Below are 20,002 nucleotides of genomic sequence, written 5' to 3' on the forward strand. Positions count from 1 at the left end.
AACTTCAGTTTAACTTAAGCTTTCCTTAAGTTTTATATTTTAAGGTAAGTATCGTGTTTTATTAGAGATATTAATAACGATGTTTACCTCTACAACCGCTTTAGTTCGTCCATTTTTATTGTTTGCATTATTATTAATTTTTACACTTTTTGTCGCTAGGCTTGGCTTTGCGGTTTGGCAAATTGAGCGTTTTACCGATTTTGGCAGTATGGTTACCCTGATACTTAATGGGCTAAAAATCGACTTAAGCACGCTAGGTTATCTATTAATTTTACCTGGAATAGTTCATCCCTTGCTAATGCGGTCTAAGTTGCAAAGCAGATGGCTTAGCGCGTTAAGAGCAATGTTTTTCTTTATTTTTATGGCCGTGCTCTTTTTTGAGCTTGCCACGCCTGCATTTATTAATGAATATGGATTTAGACCTAACAGGTTATTCATCGAATATTTAGCTTATCCTGATGAAGTCATGAAAATGTTATTCAATGGACACTTATTGACCATAGTCGTGGTATGTACCTTAATAATAGTGCCTAGTCCTTTCATTTGGCGCACGGTCGGTAAACTCACTCGTACCAACAAACCCATCATTGCTGTAACGCTGCCATCATCATCCGTATCATTTATTATGCTCTTTATTATCCTTTTTCTCTGCGCCAGAGGTACTGTAGGTCATCGTCCTATTAACCCGTCATTCGTTTATTTTTCTACCGACCCACTGATTAATTCATTAACCTTAAATTCAATCTATAGTGTTGCTCATGCTTATAAACAATTTGGTAATGAAAAATATGCGTCAAAACTTTATGGCACTATGGCTACAGAACAAGTAATTAAACTTGTTCGCCAGGAGACTGGCTGAAATACACAAGTTTTTAATAATAATGCGCAACCTTCTTTTAGTGCTAGAGCACCGGTTTACCAAGGAAAACCTAAAAATTTAGTGATAATTTTAGAAGAGAGTTTAGGCGCACAATTTGTTTCTTCATTAGGAGGGTTACCACTTACGCCTGAAATTGATAAATTAAATACTGAAGGCTGAACGTTCAAAAATTTATATGCTACCGGTACACGGTCTGTAAGAGGCATTGAAGCGGTTATTACTGGGTTCACACCAACGCCAGCTCGAGCAGTAGTCAAGCTTGATAAATCTCAGCATGGCTTCTTCACCATCGCAAGTTTACTAGAAAGAAATAATTACACTACACAATTTATTTATGGCGGTGAAAGCCATTTTGATAATATGAAAGGTTTCTTTTTAGGTAATGGCTTTAGCGATATAGTTGATTTTAAAGATATAAAAAACCCTCAGTTTGTCGGTTCGTGGGGAGCCAGTGATGAAGACTTGTTTAATCAAGCAGATATCGAATTAAGTAAATTACACAAAGGTGATAAGCCTTTTTTAAGTTTTATTTTTTCATCCAGTAATCATGATCCTTTTGAAATACCCTCAGGTAAAATAACCCCACTGGCATATTCACCAGCGCAATTAGCTCAGTACGACTCAAAAGAACTATTGCGCCATCAAGCGATCCAATATGCAGACTATGCTTTGGGTAAGTTTATCGACCAAGCAAAAAAACAACCTTATTGGCAAGACACTATATTTATTATTGTTGCTGACCATGATGCTAGAGCGTTAGGAAACGACCTTGTTCCTATTAAAAACTTTCATATTCCAGCTGTTATTCTTAATTCAGGCAATAAACATTTATCTGATGAAAGAATAGTAAGTCAAATCGACCTTGCTCCGACCTTGCTGTCATTAATGCGGGTAACTAACGATTCCCCTATGATTGGCCGTGATTTAAACAATACCCTGGCCCGAGGAAGGGCAATGATGCAATATGCCGATAACTTTGCCTATATGACCGATGATGATGTCACAATACTGCAACCACAAAAGCCACCTGTAAATTTTGGCTATTCTTTAAAGGAAAAGAAACTAGTACCTAAAGCAATTAACTCGAAACTTGCTGAAATCGCTTTAGCCCATGCTTTATGGGGAAGTTTAGCCTATGAGAATCAGTGGTATACCAGTAAAAACTGAATGAAAAGCTGAATAATCGAGACTTAAGTTATTATTTTTAATAATTTATTAATGTTATCACTGACAAATTTTCGTTAGCATTCCATTCGTGAGCTTTATTAAGTCGGCGGGGCTCAATTCTATTTCTAATCCTCGCCGACCTGCACTGACATAGATAGAGGCGTAATGGTTAGCTGAGGCGTCAACAATTGTTTTCAGTGCTTTTTTTTGCCCAAGTGGACTTACTCCTCCAAGAACATACCCCGTTGAACGTTCAACATCAGACTTATCAGCCATATTAGCTTTTTTAGCTCCAACAGCTTTTGCAATAAGCTTCATACTAAGCATAGCGGAAACCGGAATAATGCCTACGGCTAAGGTTTTATCATCTAGCATTACCACTAAAGTTTTGAATATTCGTTGTTCGATGACACCTAATTTTTCGGCCGCTTCGAGTCCATAGGACTCCGTGGTTTCATCATGAGAATACTCATGTATTTTATGTGAAACTTTGTTTTTTTTAGCTACATTGATTCCTGGTGTCATTTCAATATCCTAAGTGAGTAGCCTAAAGAAGTCGCTGATAATTGTTGGCTAATATATTATTATAAAAACAATGTTCGAACTTAAAGAGCTTCTTTAAAGCGACCCTTTATGTTCATGCTGACAGTTCCAGCATATCTCAAAGGAGGGATCATTTGTTTCAGCGCAGCTTTTACACAGCCAGTCTTCGCCTTTATTAGCCTGCTGATATGACGTTAATATCGTCGTTGCACGTTCAAAATCAGCCTCATTAACAAGCCAAACTTCTGGCCAAGCGTCAAACGCTGATATTTCACCTACGGCTCCTTGAGCAAATTCATTTTTAATAAAGCAACTTATTTGTTGTGCCTCAATAAGGTTTTTAACATTGTTAACCATAAAATGGTTTTCGTGAGCATAAAGCAGTTTCATAATTTCGCCTTAGTGATAGCTATTAATAGTTAGAGGGGCAGTTAGCTAAAATATTAACCAACAAACTCACTATTAATTTGTCAATAACAATGAATTTACGCAAGTACGTGTTGACTAATATGCTGATTAAATTGGATAAGATCGAAAGAACCTTTAATCTCAAATTTAGCCATACCGAGTTCACTGACATAGACTTCTATTTCACAATCCAAATCTAAAGTGCCTGATGACTCAACTGAAAAAGCCTGTATTTTGCTATAAGGCAAAGAAGTATAGTCGACCTTAGAGCCGGTAATTCCCTGAACATTGGCGGCAATAATGCGTTTATTCGTGAATACCACTTGATCTCTAATACTTTTAAAAGCGGCAAAAATTGACTCACCCTCAATCATAAACTTGTGAAAGTCTTCTCTCGCATCTTCGATTTCTATTGGTTTTAATTTGAACACCGAAGAGTTTTTAAAATCTATCATAGTTAATCCTTGTGTAAATAATTTTCGAATACCGTAATAAACAGCATAGCTTTGCAGTGTTGACAAACGTTATCTTTATCTCAAACTTCATGGTTCTCCACAATGATGTTACGCCATAGCTGTATAGTTGGGGTGTGCTTGTACCCTATTGATCCACATTTGAATAGCAGGATATTCAAGCAGATTAAAACCACCCTCTTCTGCTACGTGTGTATATCCATAAAGTGAAATATCAGCGGTAGTCAATGTGCTCCCGACAAGATAGGGTGTTATTTTCAATTGCTTTTCCATAATTCTTAGTGCTTTATCACCCCCTTCTTGTTTGGATTGATATTCCGCTTTACGGTTATCAGGTAAACCAAGATATTTAGCAATAAACCTAGCAACAGCAATAAATGGCTCATGGCTATATTGTTCAAAAAATTGCCACTGCTGTACCTTTGCATTTTCAAATCTATCTTTAGGTAACAGTGATGAACCTGAGGCAAGGTAATTCAAAATAGCGTTAGATTCTGATAAAAAACGTCCATCATCAAGCTCAAGTAACGGGATTTTTCCTGTTGGGTTCTTTTTCAAAAACGACGTTGTGCCACTCTCGCCTGCAAGTATATTAATATTAATCCACTCATGCTCTATCTGTAAAATCGAGGTAACAAGCTTAATTTTATAACAATTACCTAACTGAATATCCGCATATATTTTCACTACATTATCCTTGAGCATGCCACGTTGTAATAATTGCTCGAACAATTATTATCGACAATATAAATAATAGCTTGTGTAATTAAACAGCGTAATACTTTACTGATTAGCTATGCTGATTACTCGTCCAACAACCAACCTTGCTCTACCGCATTATCAATTTGCTGACAAACATATAACCATAACTGAGGAGCGAGCCCTTCAAGAAAACTATTACGTTTTAGTACCTGTGATTTTTTAACCTTGTGCTTAACCCAACTGCCCCCCTCATTCTTTATATTTTGTAAAAAGGGTAAGACGCTGTCCATGGCTTTAGCAAATCGAGCATCAACAGTTTCAGCTTTTTCGAACTCTGTCCATAAGGCATTAAAAGTTTGAAACTGTTTCTCTGGTAATAAACCAAAAATACGGGTTGCTGCAGCAATTTCTTTTTCTTGTTGCTCTGCTAGTGCTTGTTTATCGGAAAAAGCAAACATATCCCCTGCATCTATCTCGACAATATCGTGAATAAGTAACATACTCATCACTCGTGCTATATTGACTTTTTCTACCGCATATTCTTGAAGTATTTCAGCCGTTAATGAAATATGCCAACTGTGCTCTGCACTGTTCTCAAATCTATTTTTATCAGACTTGACCAGCGCTTGTCGATAAATTCCTTTGAGCCTATCTAATTCAATAATAAAATCTAATTGTTTATTGAGTTCTTCCATTGTTTTTCCAAAATGATAAGGTAAATGAAGCATAATTTGACGACAGTTCGCCGCCTATAGCATAAAAGTTCGTGCTTAGTGGAGATCAACAAATCATCAAATAATGGCGAGGTGGGAGTGAGCAACTAAGTGGCGTTTAAAACCAAACATTTCGATTGATTAATGATCACAAGTGAGAAGACAATTTCTGTTGCTCCACCAATAAATGCGCCAATAATAAAATTAGCACCTAACAGTATACATAGCATACCTGAAAATATCAGCACGCTTCCTAAAAGCCAATATATTTTTAAGCCATACAGCGTATTAAACACTAAATAACGTACACCAATGATCATCAGCATGATTGGATAAAACCATTCAACTTGCAGCTTTGCTACATAGAAAGCCAAAAATAAACCGACAAATAAGATAATCGTACTTTCTAATGCCAGTTTGCCAAGCGGATTTTTAGGATGGTGATTGCCAGGACGTTTAAAGTATTTTGACAATAGCATCGCTAACGGATGGATAAACATACCGCCAAAGAACAATGCTAGCATACTCAATTGATTCGAATGCATTAATGCAACTGAACCTGCAGCACACCAAATTAAACCAGAAACTAATACACCGACTCCACCACCAAAATATGAAAAGCGCATATTTTCCTGTGCTGCTTCAAACTTCATATAAACTCCTTAATTTTGCAATGCATGTCCTATTAACTGCTATTCACTGACAATAATGACCTTAACAAAAATATTGAGCAAAACGCTACAGCTTACACTTAGTATTTGAACATTTTTTGTTAGTTAAAATAGATAGTTAAGGTACAAAAATTCGATTAGTCAGTAAAATATAACATTGGCTACTTTTAAAATACAACCGCTAAATTTTTAGAACAGGTAAAAAAACACCTTAAATTAAATAAAAAAATACCAAATATTAATTCGGTATTTATCTAAAGTTGATGAAGAGATTCGGTTTAACTTTTACTTCTGTAATGAACCATCAGTGAACCCGAAACATTGCCAATAGAGAGCTCTTTAACCAGTTCATAATCAACTTCCTTAAAAAATTGTTGATATTTCTTTGTTGTCGCATAAACAGCAACCCCCTCACTTGCAGAGTGTTCTTCTAATATTGTATTGACGGCTGCCATAAGGTAATGACCAAAACCATGATGTTGATGTAAAGGATGAATTGCAATAAAGGCAAGCATATGAAATTTCTTCATTGGTACAGCAGCAAGTACTATTTTTTCTTTTTCAATCATCTGTTTGGTACTAAAGTAGCCAGCACCTAACATCATCTTCAAACGCCAGTGCCAAAATCGCTCTGAACTAACACTTTCGTCTGGGCTATTTAAACAAGCAACACCTACCATTGCCTCCCCCAAGTATAAGCCAACCATAGGTTGTTTAGCATGCCAAAAAGCACTTAACTCTTCTCGAATGGCTGCGCGCAATTTTTGTTCGTAATCATTGTTTTCATTGGAAAATATTTCTAAAAAAACAGGATCATCATGATAAGCTTGATACAGTAAAGAGGCAGCGAGTTTTAAATCTTCACCTGACAAATAAGCGGCTTTTATATCAAGATTTTTTTTATCACGTATTACTTCTGACATACCTTGTCATCCTTGCATTTATTATTTTTATTACATCACCATAGCAGTAAAAAACGAATAAGGTCAAACAAAACTCCAACGCTTTGAAGCTATTTTATTAAGACAAATATTTAATAATAAACCGTCTATAGCAAGTGCAGCTAGAGTAAAAACATAGGGTTTAGTTATAAAGGTAACACTAGCGGTTACCTTTATACTATTTAGCAATAACGATTAACCTGAAATTTTGCGCCTATAATCTGCACCATTACCTGTTTCTAATAAATCACCATTAACAAAATGTAAATATGTACACTCGTCCTTAGTGGTTAAATCATCTTTATGTACGCGATGAGTACGATAAAAGAGAACCTGTATTTCTTTACCGCCTATTTGATATTTTTCATTGAAGTCGCCAAGCCCTAGCTTTTGCTTAACATAGCTATAGCTGGCATTTAATGGAATCTTGTCAATTTTCTTACGGTTTTCATATTCACGATCGCCAAACGAAGTTGACATTGAATGCCCTTCATCACCGCCACCAACAGCAATAACACATCCCGTTAATGATAAAGTTAAAGGTGCCACAATAAGTAATGCTATAATTGATTTTTTCATAAGTTTCCCTAATTGATATTTTATGTATAATTATTTTATATAATTTAAACAACGTTATTGGTCTACAACTTACTTAATAGCAAGTGACAAACCAACTTGGCAACACATTGATATATATATAAATAAAATAAAAATCAAGTAAACACAGCGAACATATCTTGTGATATTCGCTAAAACATAGCCTCTTTGACAAGTAATTATAAATTTATGACCATAACTGACGAAATAACAATCATCGCTAATCAATTAGCTAATCAAGGTAAAAAGCCAACGGTAGCCTTACTTAAAACCAGGCTAAAAAAACCAGTTCCACTGCCAACCCTTATATCAATATTAAGAAATTGGACCCATGACCCTAAGCTGAGCAAATTAACCGGTGAAACTGAGAAGCTTGTTGAAGAAAATAAAACGCTAGCCTTGAACTCTCCAGAAATAGAGATGGTGATAGCTAAAGCAATAGCAACGGCATTAGCGCCAATAGAAACTGAATTAGCAGAGCTAAAAGCCCTGATCATTAGCCTAAAATAAGTATAAGTTAAGGAATTCTAGGGCTGAGCATATTAATAAAGCTAACCAGTGAGTCGGCCACTTTCTTATGCGCTTTAGCACCTACTTTTTCGACCCAGATCTCCCCGTTGTCATTGTTGACACTTAAAATCATATTATCGTCGTCGGTCAAAGCAAAAAATAAAGTCAATGGTTGTTTTAATTTCTGCTTCATTAATATATGCCCTATCACATTCTCTTGTAAACGTTGGAAGTCATCTTTGCTCCAAGCAAAAAGTAGTGATAAAGCGCCTTCCTCACAGCTCGCATCTAAGGTGTCGCTGTACAAACTGGTGAAATAGATTTTAAAATCAGCGTGTATTGTTATTTCTAACGCTTTTTCAACATTATCAAAGTTAATCGGGTCGCTGATTTCACAAGGTTGCCAATATTGATGATTTTCATCATAATCATCTGATAAACATGGAGAAGGCCATTCCTCGTCTTTTTCTATAAGCGGTAAATGTTGGTAGCGTTCTTGGTATTGTGATAAATATTTTTGTGAAAATAATGATAAAGATTGCATTAACTCGCATGGTGATGATTTCATCTGTTAAAAAGATCCTTTAAAATGTAATGACACATAACCAATAGACTAGACTAGCCATTGTATGACAAATTATAAAAACGCAAAAGTATTAAGCCAATTAACACTTGGAAAAGCCACTAATTATTGTAGTGAATATAACCCAGAACTCTTGCAAGCGGTACCTCGAACTTTAAATAGAGACAGTTTAGCTATTCACGCTGAAAGCTTACCCTTTATTGGCGAAGATGTCTGGTATGCCTATGAAATTTCGTGGCTCAATAGCACAGGTAAACCCGTTGTTGCTGTTGCAGAATTTCGTTTTCCTTGCACCAGCACAAACATAGTTGAGTCAAAGTCATTTAAATTGTATTTAAATAGCTTTAATCAGAGTCGGTTTTCATCTTGGCAAGAGGTTGAAGATTGCTTAATTAAAGATCTATCCAATACCGCTAAAGGCAAAGCGGGCGTAAAGCTATTTCCTGTTGATAATTGCCCTGCTCTGGAAATAAATCATCAAATTTTTTCTGAAAACACTCTATGTATAGATGATGTTGAACTTGATATTGATAACTATCAACTTGATCCAAAGCTGCTCAACAATGCAAATATTGCAGGAAAAACGGTCAAGAATGAATCTTTAGTCAGCCATTTATTAAAATCTAACTGTTTAATTACTAATCAACCCGATTGGGCAAGTATTTATATTCAATACAGCGGTCAAAAAATTTCACCAAGCGCTTTGCTAGCTTACTTAATATCATTTAGGCAACATAATGAGTTTCACGAACAATGTGTTGAAAGAATATATTGTGATTTAATGAAATATTGTCAAGTGACTGAGTTGACTGTTTTTGCACGCTACACCAGACGAGGCGGTTTAGACATAAATCCATTTCGATCGACGTCTACCTTACACGCACCAACCGGAAGAACGCTAAGACAATAAGCATTATTTGAGTTAAATCAACTATAAATCAACTATAAATCAATTATAAATCATTATCAATGCTGACTTTTTAGCATCTTAGGTTTACTATTAAGTCATATAATTTAAAAGTGTATTCATTTTTATATTAACTATATTTAGCTATACTCAATGCAAATGTATCAAGTCCATTAGCCGATAAAGTACTTTACGGAAGACCGTTTTTTATGAGCAATAACCCAGCCGCCAACAAAGAAATAGCGTTACTAAAGAAAAAACTCGAACTCGCCATTACTTCACGTGCCGACGTAGAAAAAGACCTGAGCTCACAGTCTTCACTGTTAATAACCTTTATTGAAAAGCTTTCTCTTGTATGCAAGGGCATGGATATTACGTTAGATCATAAGTTGGCTAAGTTACGACTTTTACTCAAACAGTTGGCGCCACTTGCTGACATTCAAGCACACATAGCCGCAACTTCACTTTTACTACAACAGCAATCTCAAATAAATATTTCAAATCTTAACCAATTGCACGAAAAATTCCATATCGCTGGTTTAGCTTTGCAAAAAATCAATGGCTTACCTGCTGACTTACGACGTAAATTACGCAGTTTTATCACGGAGTCAAAAGATCCCAAAGATGCTGTTATACAATATGTTCCCTTGTTAAGTCAGTTATTAACCTTTTACGATGACGCCTTAGCAGCAAAGTTTCTTGACGCTGCTCCTGTGGGGGGATTATCAGGACAACAGAATTTAACAACAAAAACGGTTGAAGTTAATAACGATGCCGAGTTGAAATACATCGCTCGTTTTGAAGCAATTATTGCCGACTTAGTTGTCTCAGATAAACATGCAAAAGATATCGCTGTGATAAAGTCTCAGCTCAATGAAGGTTTATCAAACAACAACTTATTGGACAGTTTTTTGGCCGTATTTGATGTGATCATTGAAGATTTGAACGATGAAAGAAATACTGCAAAAGTATTTCTTTCAACACTAAGCGAAACCTTAACAACCGTGCAGTCCGCAGTAAAGACAACACTAAACAGTTGCAAAGCATCTCAATCACAACATGATTTATTAAATGAACAGTTGCAAAAACAGATTGTAGATATGGCTAATGGTTTAGATAAAGCCACGTCTCTAGCGGATATAAAAGTTGATATTAATGCTAAGTTAAAACTTATTGCCAGCACACTTGTAAAGAAAACAACCTTTGAACATGAACAACAAGATGCTTTACACGGCCAATTATCGTCAATGACTGAAAAGGTCAAATTATTAGAAAGACATAGCCGAAACTTTGAAAAACGCATTCAAGAACAACAAGCCAGAAGCTTACAAGACGCCTTGACTAAGCTCAACAATCGCGCCGCATTTGATGAATACTTCGCTAGAGAAATGGTGAGTTTTCATAATAAAAATTTCGATTTGGCTATTGTGGTTATGGACCTTGATAACTTTAAGCGTATTAATGATACCTACGGCCACACTGCTGGCGATAAAACCTTACAAGTCATTTCTAGTACCTTAAAAAAACACATAGGTAGTGACGCATTTATTGCACGTTATGGCGGAGAAGAGTTTGTACTCGTATTCTCTGGTACCAATCAAGAAAACTTAATTGAGAAACTTAACCGACTGCGCTTACAAGTCGCAAAATTACCCTTTAAATTTAAAAGTAATAAAGTGACCATCACCATTTCTATTGGCGTTACACATATCCAACAAGATGATAATGTCCATATGGCTTTTGAACGAGCAGATGGTGCACTTTATCAAGCAAAAGAAAAAGGCAAAAACAACGTTGTCTACCTATAAATATCGCCTAAAAATTCCGTTTATTTCTGCAATTACCCATAAAAAGCTAATAATCTTGGCACATTTCAAGTTATTAGCTTTACATTTTTCTGAAGGAGCTCAATGATGAATACGCAAATAAACCCTGTTGGCAATATGAACCTGCTCTCGCAATCAGAAATAGAGCAACTTCAAAAATCAGCGAACAGTAAAACTTATCAAGTCTATCGAAATTGTTCACTCGCCGTATTAAATGCCGGCAGCCATACCGATGATGCCGAACAAATATATCAAAAATTTCAAGATTTTGAGATACAAGTTCTGCGCCGCGAACGTGGGGTAAAATTATCTTTAACAAACCCACCCGGTGATGCCTTCGTTGATGGTAAAATAATAAAAGGTATACAAGAGCTTTTATCAGCGGTGTTACGCGATATTCTTTTTACCCATAATAGATACCAAGCCGATGCTAAACATACTCAGCAAATAACAGATCTTACATTTGATATTTTACGAAATGCGAATGTTATTATCCCTGAAAGCGATCCTAATCTGGTCACTTGTTGGGGGGGGCATTCTATAAACGACAATGAGTACAAGTACACTAAGGAAGTGGGTTATCAATTGGGCCTGCGAGGCTTTAATATCTGTACAGGTTGTGGCCCTGGTGCAATGAAAGGTCCAATGAAAGGGGCAACTATAGCTCATGCAAAACAGCGTAATAAAGACGGTCGTTATATTGGTTTAACAGAACCAAGTATTATTGCGGCTGAGCCACCTAATCCTATCGTTAATGAATTAGTTATCATGCCTGATATCGAAAAACGTTTAGAAGCGTTTGTTCGAATGTCACATGGTATTGTTATTTTCCCTGGGGGCGCAGGAACCGCCGAAGAATTGCTTTATATTTTAGGTATTATGCTTAATAGCAAAAATGAAGCTCAAAAATTGCCTATTATTTTGACAGGACCTAAAGAGAGCGCAGAATACTTTATTCAAGTTGATCGCTTTATTGGCGCAACTTTAGGTGAAAAAGCACAAAACCTTTATGAAATTATTGTTGATGACCCAATTGCGGTAGCTAAAGCCATGCGTCATAAATTAAATGAAGTCATAACTTATCGCAAAAAAACGGGTGATGCCTTCCATTTTAACTGGTCTTTAGTGATTGAGCCCGACTTTCAACAGCCTTTTGAACCTACGCACGAAAACATTGCTAACCTGCCAATTAACTATGATTTAGACAAAGCGACATTAGCAGCAAACTTACGCCGTATTTTTTCTGCTATAGTAGCGGGTAACGTAAAATCGCAGGGTATTAAAGCGATCAGAGAGAATGGTCCCTTTGAAATATCTGGCGATAAAAAAATAATGAAACTAATGGATAATTTACTGGCGTCATTTGTTGAGCAACAGCGAATGAAACTACCTGGCAGTAAATATCTACCATGCTATAAAGTAATTTAAGGGTAAATGAATGTCCGCACATCTTGTATTAATTGATGCGTTGAATTTAATTAGGAGAATATACGCAGTACAAGAGCGTCCTTTTCTTTTTAATAACGAGCTTGCAGAAAACACCAAACAACAAGTCCTGTTTAATACCCAGATCGCTTGCGGACAAGCGTTAACAAAAATACTTGCACATCTACAACCTAGTCATGTTTTAGCGGTATTTGACAGTGACAAGCCTTGTTGGCGTTACGAACTATTCCCTGATTATAAGAAAGGCAGAAAAAAAATGGCAGCGCATTTGGCTGCCAGCCTTCCTGATATTCAAGATGAGTTAATGAAGCAACAAGTCGATTCATTAATACCAGAAGAAGATGAAGCTGACGATATCATTGCGACATTGGCAGTAAAAATGGCATTAAAAGATCAAAATGTCACGATCGTTTCGACAGATAAAGGCTTTCTCTCATTACTGGGTCCACATATCGGCGTTTATGATCACTTTAATCGTCGCCATCTTGATACTAACTTTGTACTAAGTAAATTCAATGTTAAGCCACAACAGCTTATGGATTTATGGACATTAACCGGTGACAATACCAATAAGATTCCAGGGGTTGCGGGGATTGGACAAGTCACTGCTGCACAGTTACTAAATCAGTATGGCTCATTAAAAAGTATACTTGAAGCAACTGATATTAAAGCAACATTAGCCAATAAGCTTGCTGAACATAAAGAACAAATTACACTCAGCCAAGAGCTTATTACGCTCAAAAAAGACATACCACTGGGCTTTAATTTGAAAGATATTCGCCTTTCTTCTTAGGGGGGTGAACAAAATATTTGTATTAAACGTTGTATAAATTAACTAAAATCATTAGCGGTTGTTAAGCTTCATCTTTCAATATTGATCAACAATTTAACGGAAATTTTAATAAATGAATAAGAAAGTCATCTCTCGTATCTTAATCGCATTAGCCATTTACGGTGTTTTTGTTGCCCTAGTGGTAAACTTTTATGATGACAGTCCATCTGATATGGAATGGGGTGACCGCGAATCATATAACAAGCAGTACATAGGTAAATTAACCTTAGAAAAGTTTAATTTCGACCAAGCGATCGAAGAATTAGGCAGCCCAGATATAACAGAGGCGAAAAAAGTTAATGAAAACAGTTTTCAAGTGACATTTTATCGTACTCAACACGTTAAATCTGATGGGTTTACTACCCAAGACGAATGTACCGCACTTTTATTTAAAAATGGGTCACTTATCGCTATTGGCAACACAGCTTACGAACAGTTTCAGCAACTATAAACTAACGCTGAAAGCAGCTTTAATAAAACAAAAGTCTAATAACGTTTTATTAAACGATCCTTTATACTAACAACTATAAAACACAATCAGGTAAAACCAAACGATGTAGGGTTCCTGAAAGGTTTTATCCTAGATTACATAAGTACCGCGTGCTATAACAGCACCCGTTTCCTAATTTGACAAACTCTTTTGAAAGGCAGAAAAATGGCTACACAAACCATAACAGTGATCCCCGGCGATGGCATTGGTCCCGATATTATCGATGCTACAATTAAAATACTAGACAAAGCCGGATGTGATTTTGCATATGAATATGCTGACGCCGGTCTTACTGCTCTTGAAAATCATGGTGACTTGATCCCAGAAAGTACCTTAGCGCTTATTCAAAAAAATAAAATAGCCCTTAAAGGCCCACTTACCACGCCAGTTGGCGAAGGCTTTACTTCTATCAATGTTACCTTGCGTAAGCATTTCCAACTCTACGCAAATGTTCGTCCTGTAATATCGTTTAAAGGCACTAAAGCCCGCTACGAAGACATAAACATTATAACGGTACGTGAAAACACCGAAGGTATGTATTCAGGCTTAGGACAAACATTGTCTGATGATGGCGAAGTTGCTGAAGCAAAAAGTTTAATTACCCGTGAAGGTGCTGAACGCATTCTTATTTTTGCCTATGAAACGGCTATCAAAGAAGGTAGAAAAAAAGTAACAGCTGTTCATAAAGCGAATATTTTAAAATCAACTTCTGGCTTGTTTTTAAAAGTTGCACGTGAGGTTGCTGCCCGCTATCCACAAATAGAATCGACAGAAATGATCGTTGATAATTGTTGTATGCAATTAGTGATGAACCCAGAGCAATTCGATGTCATTGTAACAACCAACTTATTTGGTGATATTTTATCTGACTTGTGTGCAGGTTTAGTTGGTGGCTTAGGTATGGCTCCTGGCGCTAACATTGGTGGCGACTGCGCTATTTTTGAAGCTGTGCATGGTAGTGCACCGGATATTGCAGGCAAAAACTTAGCTAACCCTACCTCAGTGATATTAGCCGCTATTCAAATGCTTGAATATTTAAACATGGGTGATAAAGCCAGTAAAATCCGTAATGCAATTACAGATGTCATTGCTACAGGTGATAGAACAACTCGCGATTTAGGCGGCACTCACGGCACCACTGATTTTACCCAAGCGGTATTAGAGCGCTTATAAACCTAACGGGTTAGAAGTTGTTATAAATACTTGCTTGTAACAGACATTAAAAAACCGACATTACGTCGGTTTTTTAATGCAAGAAGAGTCGTGCTATTCTTCTTTCATTGGCGGTGGAGATAATAATCTTGCATGAACAGTTATTTCCTCACGGTCATAATAAAGATGCTTAGCGTAGAGTTCATACTTCACTTTATGCTCACTAAAAGCATCTTTAAGTATTTGTAAGTCATTAGTGACTTCCTGATAACGACCTTTCATTGGCAACTTTAAATTAAATATAGCTTCTTTACAGTAACCTTTTAATAACCACTCAGCCATTAGCTTAGCAACGCGCTGAGGTTTTTCAATCATGTCACATACTAACCAATGGACATTTTGCTTCATCGGTACATATTTAAAACCGTCCATCATGCGATGTTTAACTTGCCCTGTATCCATTAATGACTCAGCCATAGCGCCATTATCAATAGCTGTCACCATCATACCACGACGTACTAATTGATAAGTCCAACCACCAGGAGCAGCGCCTAAATCAACGGCTTTAAGACCTGATGTTAAACGTTCGTCCCACTCATCGCGAGGTACAAAGTGAAGAAAAGCTTCATCTAATTTTAATGTTGAACGGCTCGGTGAAGCGCTTGGAAACTTCAACCTTGGAATACCCATAGTATAAACAGAGCTATTATCGGCTAATGAAAAACCAAAAATAGCTTCTTTACCACTAAGAAAAAGACCATGTAAGATAGCGCCATCGTTATCACCTTTTTCCATAAGAATTTTATTCTTACGTAATGCCTGGCGTAGCGGTACTGACAACTTACGACAGAATTTTGAAAGTTCTTTGCCTTCGTTTGTGTCGAGCATTTCCATTCGTAAATCAGCATATTGCCATTCGGTACCTAAAACTTCGGTAATAGCTTCAACACGATTGTAATCAGGTAAATCAATTTTATCTGTTACGGTAACAAACCAATCACGAGCGAATATCAGACGACGCAAAGGGATTTTTTCCATTAAAACTCCACCGTCTTCAGGATTGTTTAAATGAAAATAGACTAAACCTTCGTTTTTAGTGAGCTGTAAATAGCCAAACACTTCATTCCACGCGGCTTTTTCTTGGATTTCTGCACCACACTCTTTTTCAAAGCCTGGGCGACAATATAATATAATAGAGGTCATAACTAATTTACCTACAAACGATCTTGGTCTGTGTTTGAAGTACACAGAGTACTATTAATTCCCGCCCAGCTGATACACAACCAACCCAGCGCAAATGATATACCACCAAAGGGAACTATTTTTCCAATAACAGTAAAATCAAAAAATGTTTTTATATACAAAACACCACTAAAAAATAAAATCCCGGCTATAAAAAAGCTTGCTGATAAATATAAAAGATTAATTACTTTAGCACCATGACGCTTACTCATTAGAACTTGTAACCAAATGGCCACGGTAAGTAGTGCTATAGTATGAAAAAATTGATATTGCAATGCATTGGCAAGGCGTGATTGTACTTCATTTGGCAAATTTGCCCCAGCATGAGCAAACCAAGCGCCGAATAATACAGAAAAACAGCCACTGATACCAATAAATATAATAATGGCGGTCAAGTAATTTCTATAAACACAACTATGTTTCATCTGGTTTATGCTCATCAATAAATTTCACCATTTCATTAACCGCCGATTGTATGTGTTGAGCGTGGGTAAAACCTGACTTTATTCGTGGTTTCAAATTATGATCACCATCGGTAAAAAATATACAGTGGCAACGCTCTGAAAATTCATATTGTGCAATTTCTTCTTGGCTACCTAAAGCATCTCGAGTGCCCTGTAAAATTAATATAGGTATTTGTGTTTCTTGCAAAGGTCCCAACCTTAATTTTTCAGGTTTTTTCTGTGGATGAAACGGGTAACCTAAGCACATTACCCCTAAAAACTTAGCGGTTTTGTCTCCAGCCAATGTCGCAGCGACACGTCCACCCATTGATTTCCCCGCGATAAAAAGGGGTAAATCACTTTCTAACCCGTCAATAACGGTGGAAAAACATTCCAGTAATTTTGGCATTCTATCGGGTGGTCTACGATTACCTTGCGCCAAGCGAACATCCATATACGAAAAGTTAAATCTCAATACATTGATATTTTTTTGGTTTAAAGCCAGACTGACTTGTTCCATAAATTCATGACTTTTATCGGCACCCGCACCATGAGCAAAAACAACCAAAGCTTTAGGCTGTGCTACGGTACTGATAATAGTTGAAATATCTGGAGTAAGATTAATCATCTTATTGGTCATTTAATTCTTCTTGGTCTTGGGCAACCGTATCAAGCACCCATTCACGAAATGCTGCAATTTTACCTAAATCAACTTGCCGGTCTCGACACACGACGTAGTAGGCATTTTTACTTTCTAAAACATCTTCAAAGGGACATATAAGCCTACCGGCATCAATATCAGGTTTCGCCAGGAAACTATGCGCTAAGGCGACACCTTGCCCATGCATTGCAGCCTGAACAACCATAGCGGAATGACTGAATATGGGTCCATGATTGACGTTGGTTGCTTTAACGTTTACTTGTTTGAACCATCGTTTCCAGTCACGGCGAGAAGTATCATGCAATAAAGTATGGTTGATCAAATCTTCGACTTTATCGAGTGGTTTTTTACCTTGCAACAATAAAGGTGAACAAACAGGTATAAGGTATTCTTTTTGTAATTGTTCTGCATCAATGTCGGCCCAATGACCGCGGCCAAAATATATCGCTACATCAACATCACCCGTCAATGAATTCTCAGGTTGATCTACCGCTTTAATGCGAACATCGATATCAGGATGTAAAGCATAAAAAGCATTTAATCTTGGCACCAACCACTGAATAGCAAAGCTTGGTTGGGTGCTAACGGTTATTGCGCCTTTTTCACCACGGGCAAACAATCGTTCAGTTGCTTCGTTAATGGCATTAAAGACATCTTTAATATCAAGGTAGTAGGCTTGTCCTTCTTCCGAAAGCAACAAAGCACGATTTTTACGCATAAATAACTTTATGCCTAAAAAATCTTCAAGCGATTTTATTTGATGACTGATTGCCGCCTGAGTGACGAATAATTCTTCAGCAGCGCGAGTAAAACTCAACTGTCTTGCTGATGCCTCAAATGCTCTTAAAGCGTTTAGTGGCGGGAGCCTGCTAGACAAAATTCACCTTTAACCATAACTTTTACGTGTAATGACATTCAAAATAAATGCATAAATAAGCAACAATGATAAATAACTATTATTCATTAGTTTTTCTAATGATAAACATTATAAATTGTCATTTCAAAAGTTACCAGAGTTAACGTAGAATTCATTTCATAGATGAAGGACTTCATCTTTATCCCAAACCTATTGGGCTAACTATTGAGTATGATTCCCAACCCATATTCAAGAATTAAGTAAGAAAGGTCCCAGAACATCTATATGGATATAACGTTTAATTTAAGGGTGACCCTATGAAATTTTTTAATAAAGTAGCGATATTAACAGTAGCAGCAACCATGATGGTAGCACAAGTTCAAGCCATAGAATTGGTGGAAGTAGAAACAGTCGCTGAATTTTCAATAACATTAGCGGCTGAAAAAAGTCTCGCTGATTCAATGAAATTGAGTACCTTTAGTACCATGTTGGCATCAGCTAATATTAATGTGCCAGTGACACAAATAAGCGATAAAGAAGTAAAGTCTACTCATGACTTTGAAAAGTCGCTATTGATTGCTGAGTAAGCGTTTATCTTAATTATAGGTATACTTTAAAAGCTTTTAAGGAAGTTTCTCTAGAACTTCTCTCAAGTGGATAATTAAATAATAACCTCTAATAGCCCAGCGTAAAGAAACAAAAAAGGATGCCATTAGCATCCTTTTTTAGATCTTATTTACTCAAAATGCATGCGTTAACTTGGAAATATACGATTATTTTGCCAAAGTTTACTAAAGATAGAATCAACAGACATTGATGCAGCTTTTGAAAACTTTTCCGCTAAGGTTTTTTTCATTACGTATCTTAAAGCAATAATTTTGTGCGACTTACTTCGAGACTGAAGGAAATCATCACTGGTTTGAATTTCATCAACTAAACCAAGCTCTTTCGCGGTACTGCCAAACCAATGTTCGCCTGTTGCAACTTTATCAATATCTAAACTTGGACGACGTTCGCGAACAAAGTCTTTAAATAGCACATGTGTTTCTTCTAACTCTTCAGAAAACTTTTCACGACCTTTGTCGGTATTTTCACCAAACATAGTCACTGTACGTTTGAACTCGCCAGCAGTAAATTGTTCGTAATCAATATCGTTTTTCTTGAGCAGTTTATGAAAGTTAGGAACTTGTGCAATAACACCGATTGAGCCAACAATTGCAAACGGTGCAGAGATAATATGATTGGCAACACATGCCATCATATAGCCACCACTTGCCGCAACCTTATCAACTGATGCAGTTAACGGGATATTATGTTGACGAAGTCTGTCAAGTTGTGAAGCTGCTAGGCCATAACCGTGAACCATGCCACCACCGCTTTCTAAACGTAAAAACACTTCATCTTCAAGGGTTGCAACCGTTAGTATTGCTGATATCTCTTCACGTAGTGCACTCACTTCACGTGCGTCAATGCTGCCATTAAAATCAACAACAAAAATCCTAGCTTCAGCTTTAACTATGGAACCTTCATTATCGGCTGATAATTTTGCTGCTTTCTTATCGGCTTTAGCTTTTTCTTTCGCTGCTTTCTTATCTTTCTTATCTTTTTCTTTTAATTCTTCTTTAGATAAGAGGTAATGAATAATATCTTCTTCAACATCGATAAACTCTTCAGATAAGTCATTAAGCTCTAACTCACCTTTTTTACCGGCGGGTTTCATTGCTGAAGAAGCAATAACCGTGACAATTGCGACAATAGCAATAACTAAGGTGATCGCTTTCGCTAAAAACAACCCGTACTCATACAAAAATTCCAATATATTCTCCTGTTATTAACATCATATGTCTAAGTCGTTTATTGACTTGAAGCTAATATATAAATTTATCTACTAACTATATGGGGCATATTGTCAATAAATAAAGTTAATAAGTTAAAAAGGCAAAAAAAGGCAAAAAAAAA

At 36.6% G+C, this 20,002-nt stretch carries 22 protein-coding genes and 1 pseudogene; 9 read left to right on the forward strand and 14 right to left on the reverse strand.

Going from position 1 to position 20,002, the window contains the following annotated elements:
• Window positions 1-79: 79 nt before the first annotated feature.
• Window positions 80-2,047: pseudogene (locus tag H4J66_RS08395) on the forward strand (LTA synthase family protein).
• Between the two features lie 57 nt (window positions 2,048-2,104).
• Here the strand turns inward: H4J66_RS08395 and ybaK are convergent.
• The 8 genes from ybaK to H4J66_RS08435 all read right to left on the reverse strand — a co-directional run bounded on the left by ybaK (window position 2,105) and on the right by H4J66_RS08435 (window position 7,077).
• A complete protein-coding gene (gene ybaK / locus H4J66_RS08400) occupies window positions 2,105-2,572 on the reverse strand; it encodes a Cys-tRNA(Pro) deacylase (RefSeq protein WP_182173087.1) in 468 nt (155 codons plus the stop codon).
• A gap of 93 nt (window positions 2,573-2,665) precedes the next feature.
• Window positions 2,666-2,980, reverse strand: coding sequence for a DUF2007 domain-containing protein (locus H4J66_RS08405; RefSeq protein ID WP_182173090.1), 315 nt, complete (start codon window positions 2,978-2,980; stop codon window positions 2,666-2,668).
• 95 nt (window positions 2,981-3,075) lie between these two features.
• The gene (locus H4J66_RS08410) at window positions 3,076-3,453 is read right to left on the reverse strand and encodes a PH domain-containing protein (RefSeq protein ID WP_182173093.1); all 378 of its coding nucleotides are present in this window, start codon (window positions 3,451-3,453) and stop codon (window positions 3,076-3,078) included.
• Window positions 3,454-3,561: 108 nt separating this feature from the next.
• Window positions 3,562-4,158 carry a glutathione S-transferase family protein gene (locus tag H4J66_RS08415; RefSeq protein WP_182173096.1) on the reverse strand — a complete coding sequence of 199 codons (597 nt, stop codon included), beginning with the start codon at window positions 4,156-4,158 and terminating at the stop codon, window positions 3,562-3,564.
• Between the two features lie 116 nt (window positions 4,159-4,274).
• Window positions 4,275-4,868, reverse strand: coding sequence for an HD family hydrolase (locus H4J66_RS08420; protein ID WP_182173099.1), 594 nt, complete (start codon window positions 4,866-4,868; stop codon window positions 4,275-4,277).
• A 125-nt stretch (window positions 4,869-4,993) separates the two neighbouring features.
• Window positions 4,994-5,539 carry a DUF7010 family protein gene (locus H4J66_RS08425; protein ID WP_182173102.1) on the reverse strand — a complete coding sequence of 182 codons (546 nt, stop codon included), beginning with the start codon at window positions 5,537-5,539 and terminating at the stop codon, window positions 4,994-4,996.
• A 296-nt stretch (window positions 5,540-5,835) separates the two neighbouring features.
• The gene (locus H4J66_RS08430) at window positions 5,836-6,480 is read right to left on the reverse strand and encodes a GNAT family N-acetyltransferase (protein ID WP_182173105.1); all 645 of its coding nucleotides are present in this window, start codon (window positions 6,478-6,480) and stop codon (window positions 5,836-5,838) included.
• 213 nt (window positions 6,481-6,693) lie between these two features.
• Window positions 6,694-7,077, reverse strand: a complete 384-nt coding sequence (locus H4J66_RS08435) for a DUF3192 domain-containing protein (protein WP_182173107.1) — start codon at window positions 7,075-7,077, stop codon at window positions 6,694-6,696.
• 207 nt (window positions 7,078-7,284) lie between these two features.
• Here H4J66_RS08435 and H4J66_RS08440 point away from each other — a divergent pair, with 207 nt between their 5' ends.
• On the forward strand, window positions 7,285-7,605 hold the full coding sequence (locus H4J66_RS08440) for a hypothetical protein (protein WP_182173110.1): 321 nt from the start codon (window positions 7,285-7,287) through the stop codon (window positions 7,603-7,605).
• A 7-nt stretch (window positions 7,606-7,612) separates the two neighbouring features.
• On the opposite strand, the gene syd is transcribed toward H4J66_RS08440, so the two are convergent.
• On the reverse strand, window positions 7,613-8,173 hold the full coding sequence (syd, locus tag H4J66_RS08445) for a SecY-interacting protein (protein WP_182173113.1): 561 nt from the start codon (window positions 8,171-8,173) through the stop codon (window positions 7,613-7,615).
• A gap of 61 nt (window positions 8,174-8,234) precedes the next feature.
• Here syd and queF point away from each other — a divergent pair, with 61 nt between their 5' ends.
• The 6 genes from queF to H4J66_RS08475 all read left to right on the forward strand — a co-directional run bounded on the left by queF (window position 8,235) and on the right by H4J66_RS08475 (window position 14,862).
• Window positions 8,235-9,098 (forward strand): NADPH-dependent 7-cyano-7-deazaguanine reductase QueF, encoded by an 864-nt coding sequence (queF, locus tag H4J66_RS08450; RefSeq protein ID WP_182173116.1) that lies wholly within the window; start codon window positions 8,235-8,237, stop codon window positions 9,096-9,098.
• Between the two features lie 206 nt (window positions 9,099-9,304).
• The gene (locus H4J66_RS08455) at window positions 9,305-10,903 is read left to right on the forward strand and encodes a GGDEF domain-containing protein (RefSeq protein ID WP_182173119.1); all 1,599 of its coding nucleotides are present in this window, start codon (window positions 9,305-9,307) and stop codon (window positions 10,901-10,903) included.
• Window positions 10,904-11,008: 105 nt separating this feature from the next.
• Complete coding sequence (gene ppnN / locus H4J66_RS08460; RefSeq protein WP_182173319.1) at window positions 11,009-12,349, forward strand: nucleotide 5'-monophosphate nucleosidase PpnN; 1,341 nt, start codon at window positions 11,009-11,011, stop codon at window positions 12,347-12,349.
• Window positions 12,350-12,359: 10 nt separating this feature from the next.
• Entirely contained in the window at window positions 12,360-13,160 is an 801-nt protein-coding gene (xni, locus tag H4J66_RS08465) for a flap endonuclease Xni (RefSeq protein ID WP_182173123.1), read from the forward strand.
• 112 nt (window positions 13,161-13,272) lie between these two features.
• The gene (locus H4J66_RS08470; RefSeq protein WP_070376247.1) at window positions 13,273-13,650 is read left to right on the forward strand and encodes a DUF3192 domain-containing protein; all 378 of its coding nucleotides are present in this window, start codon (window positions 13,273-13,275) and stop codon (window positions 13,648-13,650) included.
• A gap of 204 nt (window positions 13,651-13,854) precedes the next feature.
• Entirely contained in the window at window positions 13,855-14,862 is a 1,008-nt protein-coding gene (locus H4J66_RS08475; RefSeq protein ID WP_182173126.1) for an isocitrate dehydrogenase, read from the forward strand.
• A gap of 93 nt (window positions 14,863-14,955) precedes the next feature.
• Here H4J66_RS08475 and rlmM read toward each other — a convergent pair whose 3' ends face one another.
• From rlmM to H4J66_RS08495, 4 genes are read right to left on the reverse strand one after another with little or no spacing between them, the layout of a single operon-like run.
• A complete protein-coding gene (gene rlmM, locus H4J66_RS08480; protein WP_182173129.1) occupies window positions 14,956-16,044 on the reverse strand; it encodes a 23S rRNA (cytidine(2498)-2'-O)-methyltransferase RlmM in 1,089 nt (362 codons plus the stop codon).
• Between the two features lie 11 nt (window positions 16,045-16,055).
• The gene (locus H4J66_RS08485) at window positions 16,056-16,478 is read right to left on the reverse strand and encodes a DUF423 domain-containing protein (RefSeq protein ID WP_259369095.1); all 423 of its coding nucleotides are present in this window, start codon (window positions 16,476-16,478) and stop codon (window positions 16,056-16,058) included.
• 19 nt (window positions 16,479-16,497) lie between these two features.
• Entirely contained in the window at window positions 16,498-17,166 is a 669-nt protein-coding gene (locus tag H4J66_RS08490; RefSeq protein WP_182173135.1) for an alpha/beta family hydrolase, read from the reverse strand.
• Window positions 17,156-18,064: a transcriptional regulator GcvA gene (locus H4J66_RS08495; protein WP_182173138.1), complete on the reverse strand. Its 909-nt coding sequence runs from the start codon at window positions 18,062-18,064 to the stop codon at window positions 17,156-17,158. The genes H4J66_RS08490 and H4J66_RS08495 overlap by 11 nt, the downstream gene beginning before the upstream one ends.
• Before the next feature lie 296 nt (window positions 18,065-18,360).
• Here H4J66_RS08495 and H4J66_RS08500 point away from each other — a divergent pair, with 296 nt between their 5' ends.
• Complete coding sequence (locus H4J66_RS08500) at window positions 18,361-18,630, forward strand: hypothetical protein (protein ID WP_182173141.1); 270 nt, start codon at window positions 18,361-18,363, stop codon at window positions 18,628-18,630.
• Window positions 18,631-18,797: 167 nt separating this feature from the next.
• Here the strand turns inward: H4J66_RS08500 and sohB are convergent, their stop codons facing one another.
• Window positions 18,798-19,859 (reverse strand): protease SohB, encoded by a 1,062-nt coding sequence (gene sohB, locus H4J66_RS08505; protein WP_182173144.1) that lies wholly within the window; start codon window positions 19,857-19,859, stop codon window positions 18,798-18,800.
• Between the last annotated feature and the right edge of the window lie 143 nt (window positions 19,860-20,002).

It is taken from the genome of Colwellia sp. MB3u-55 (assembly GCF_014076785.1).
Lineage (GTDB): Bacteria > Pseudomonadota > Gammaproteobacteria > Enterobacterales > Alteromonadaceae > Colwellia_A.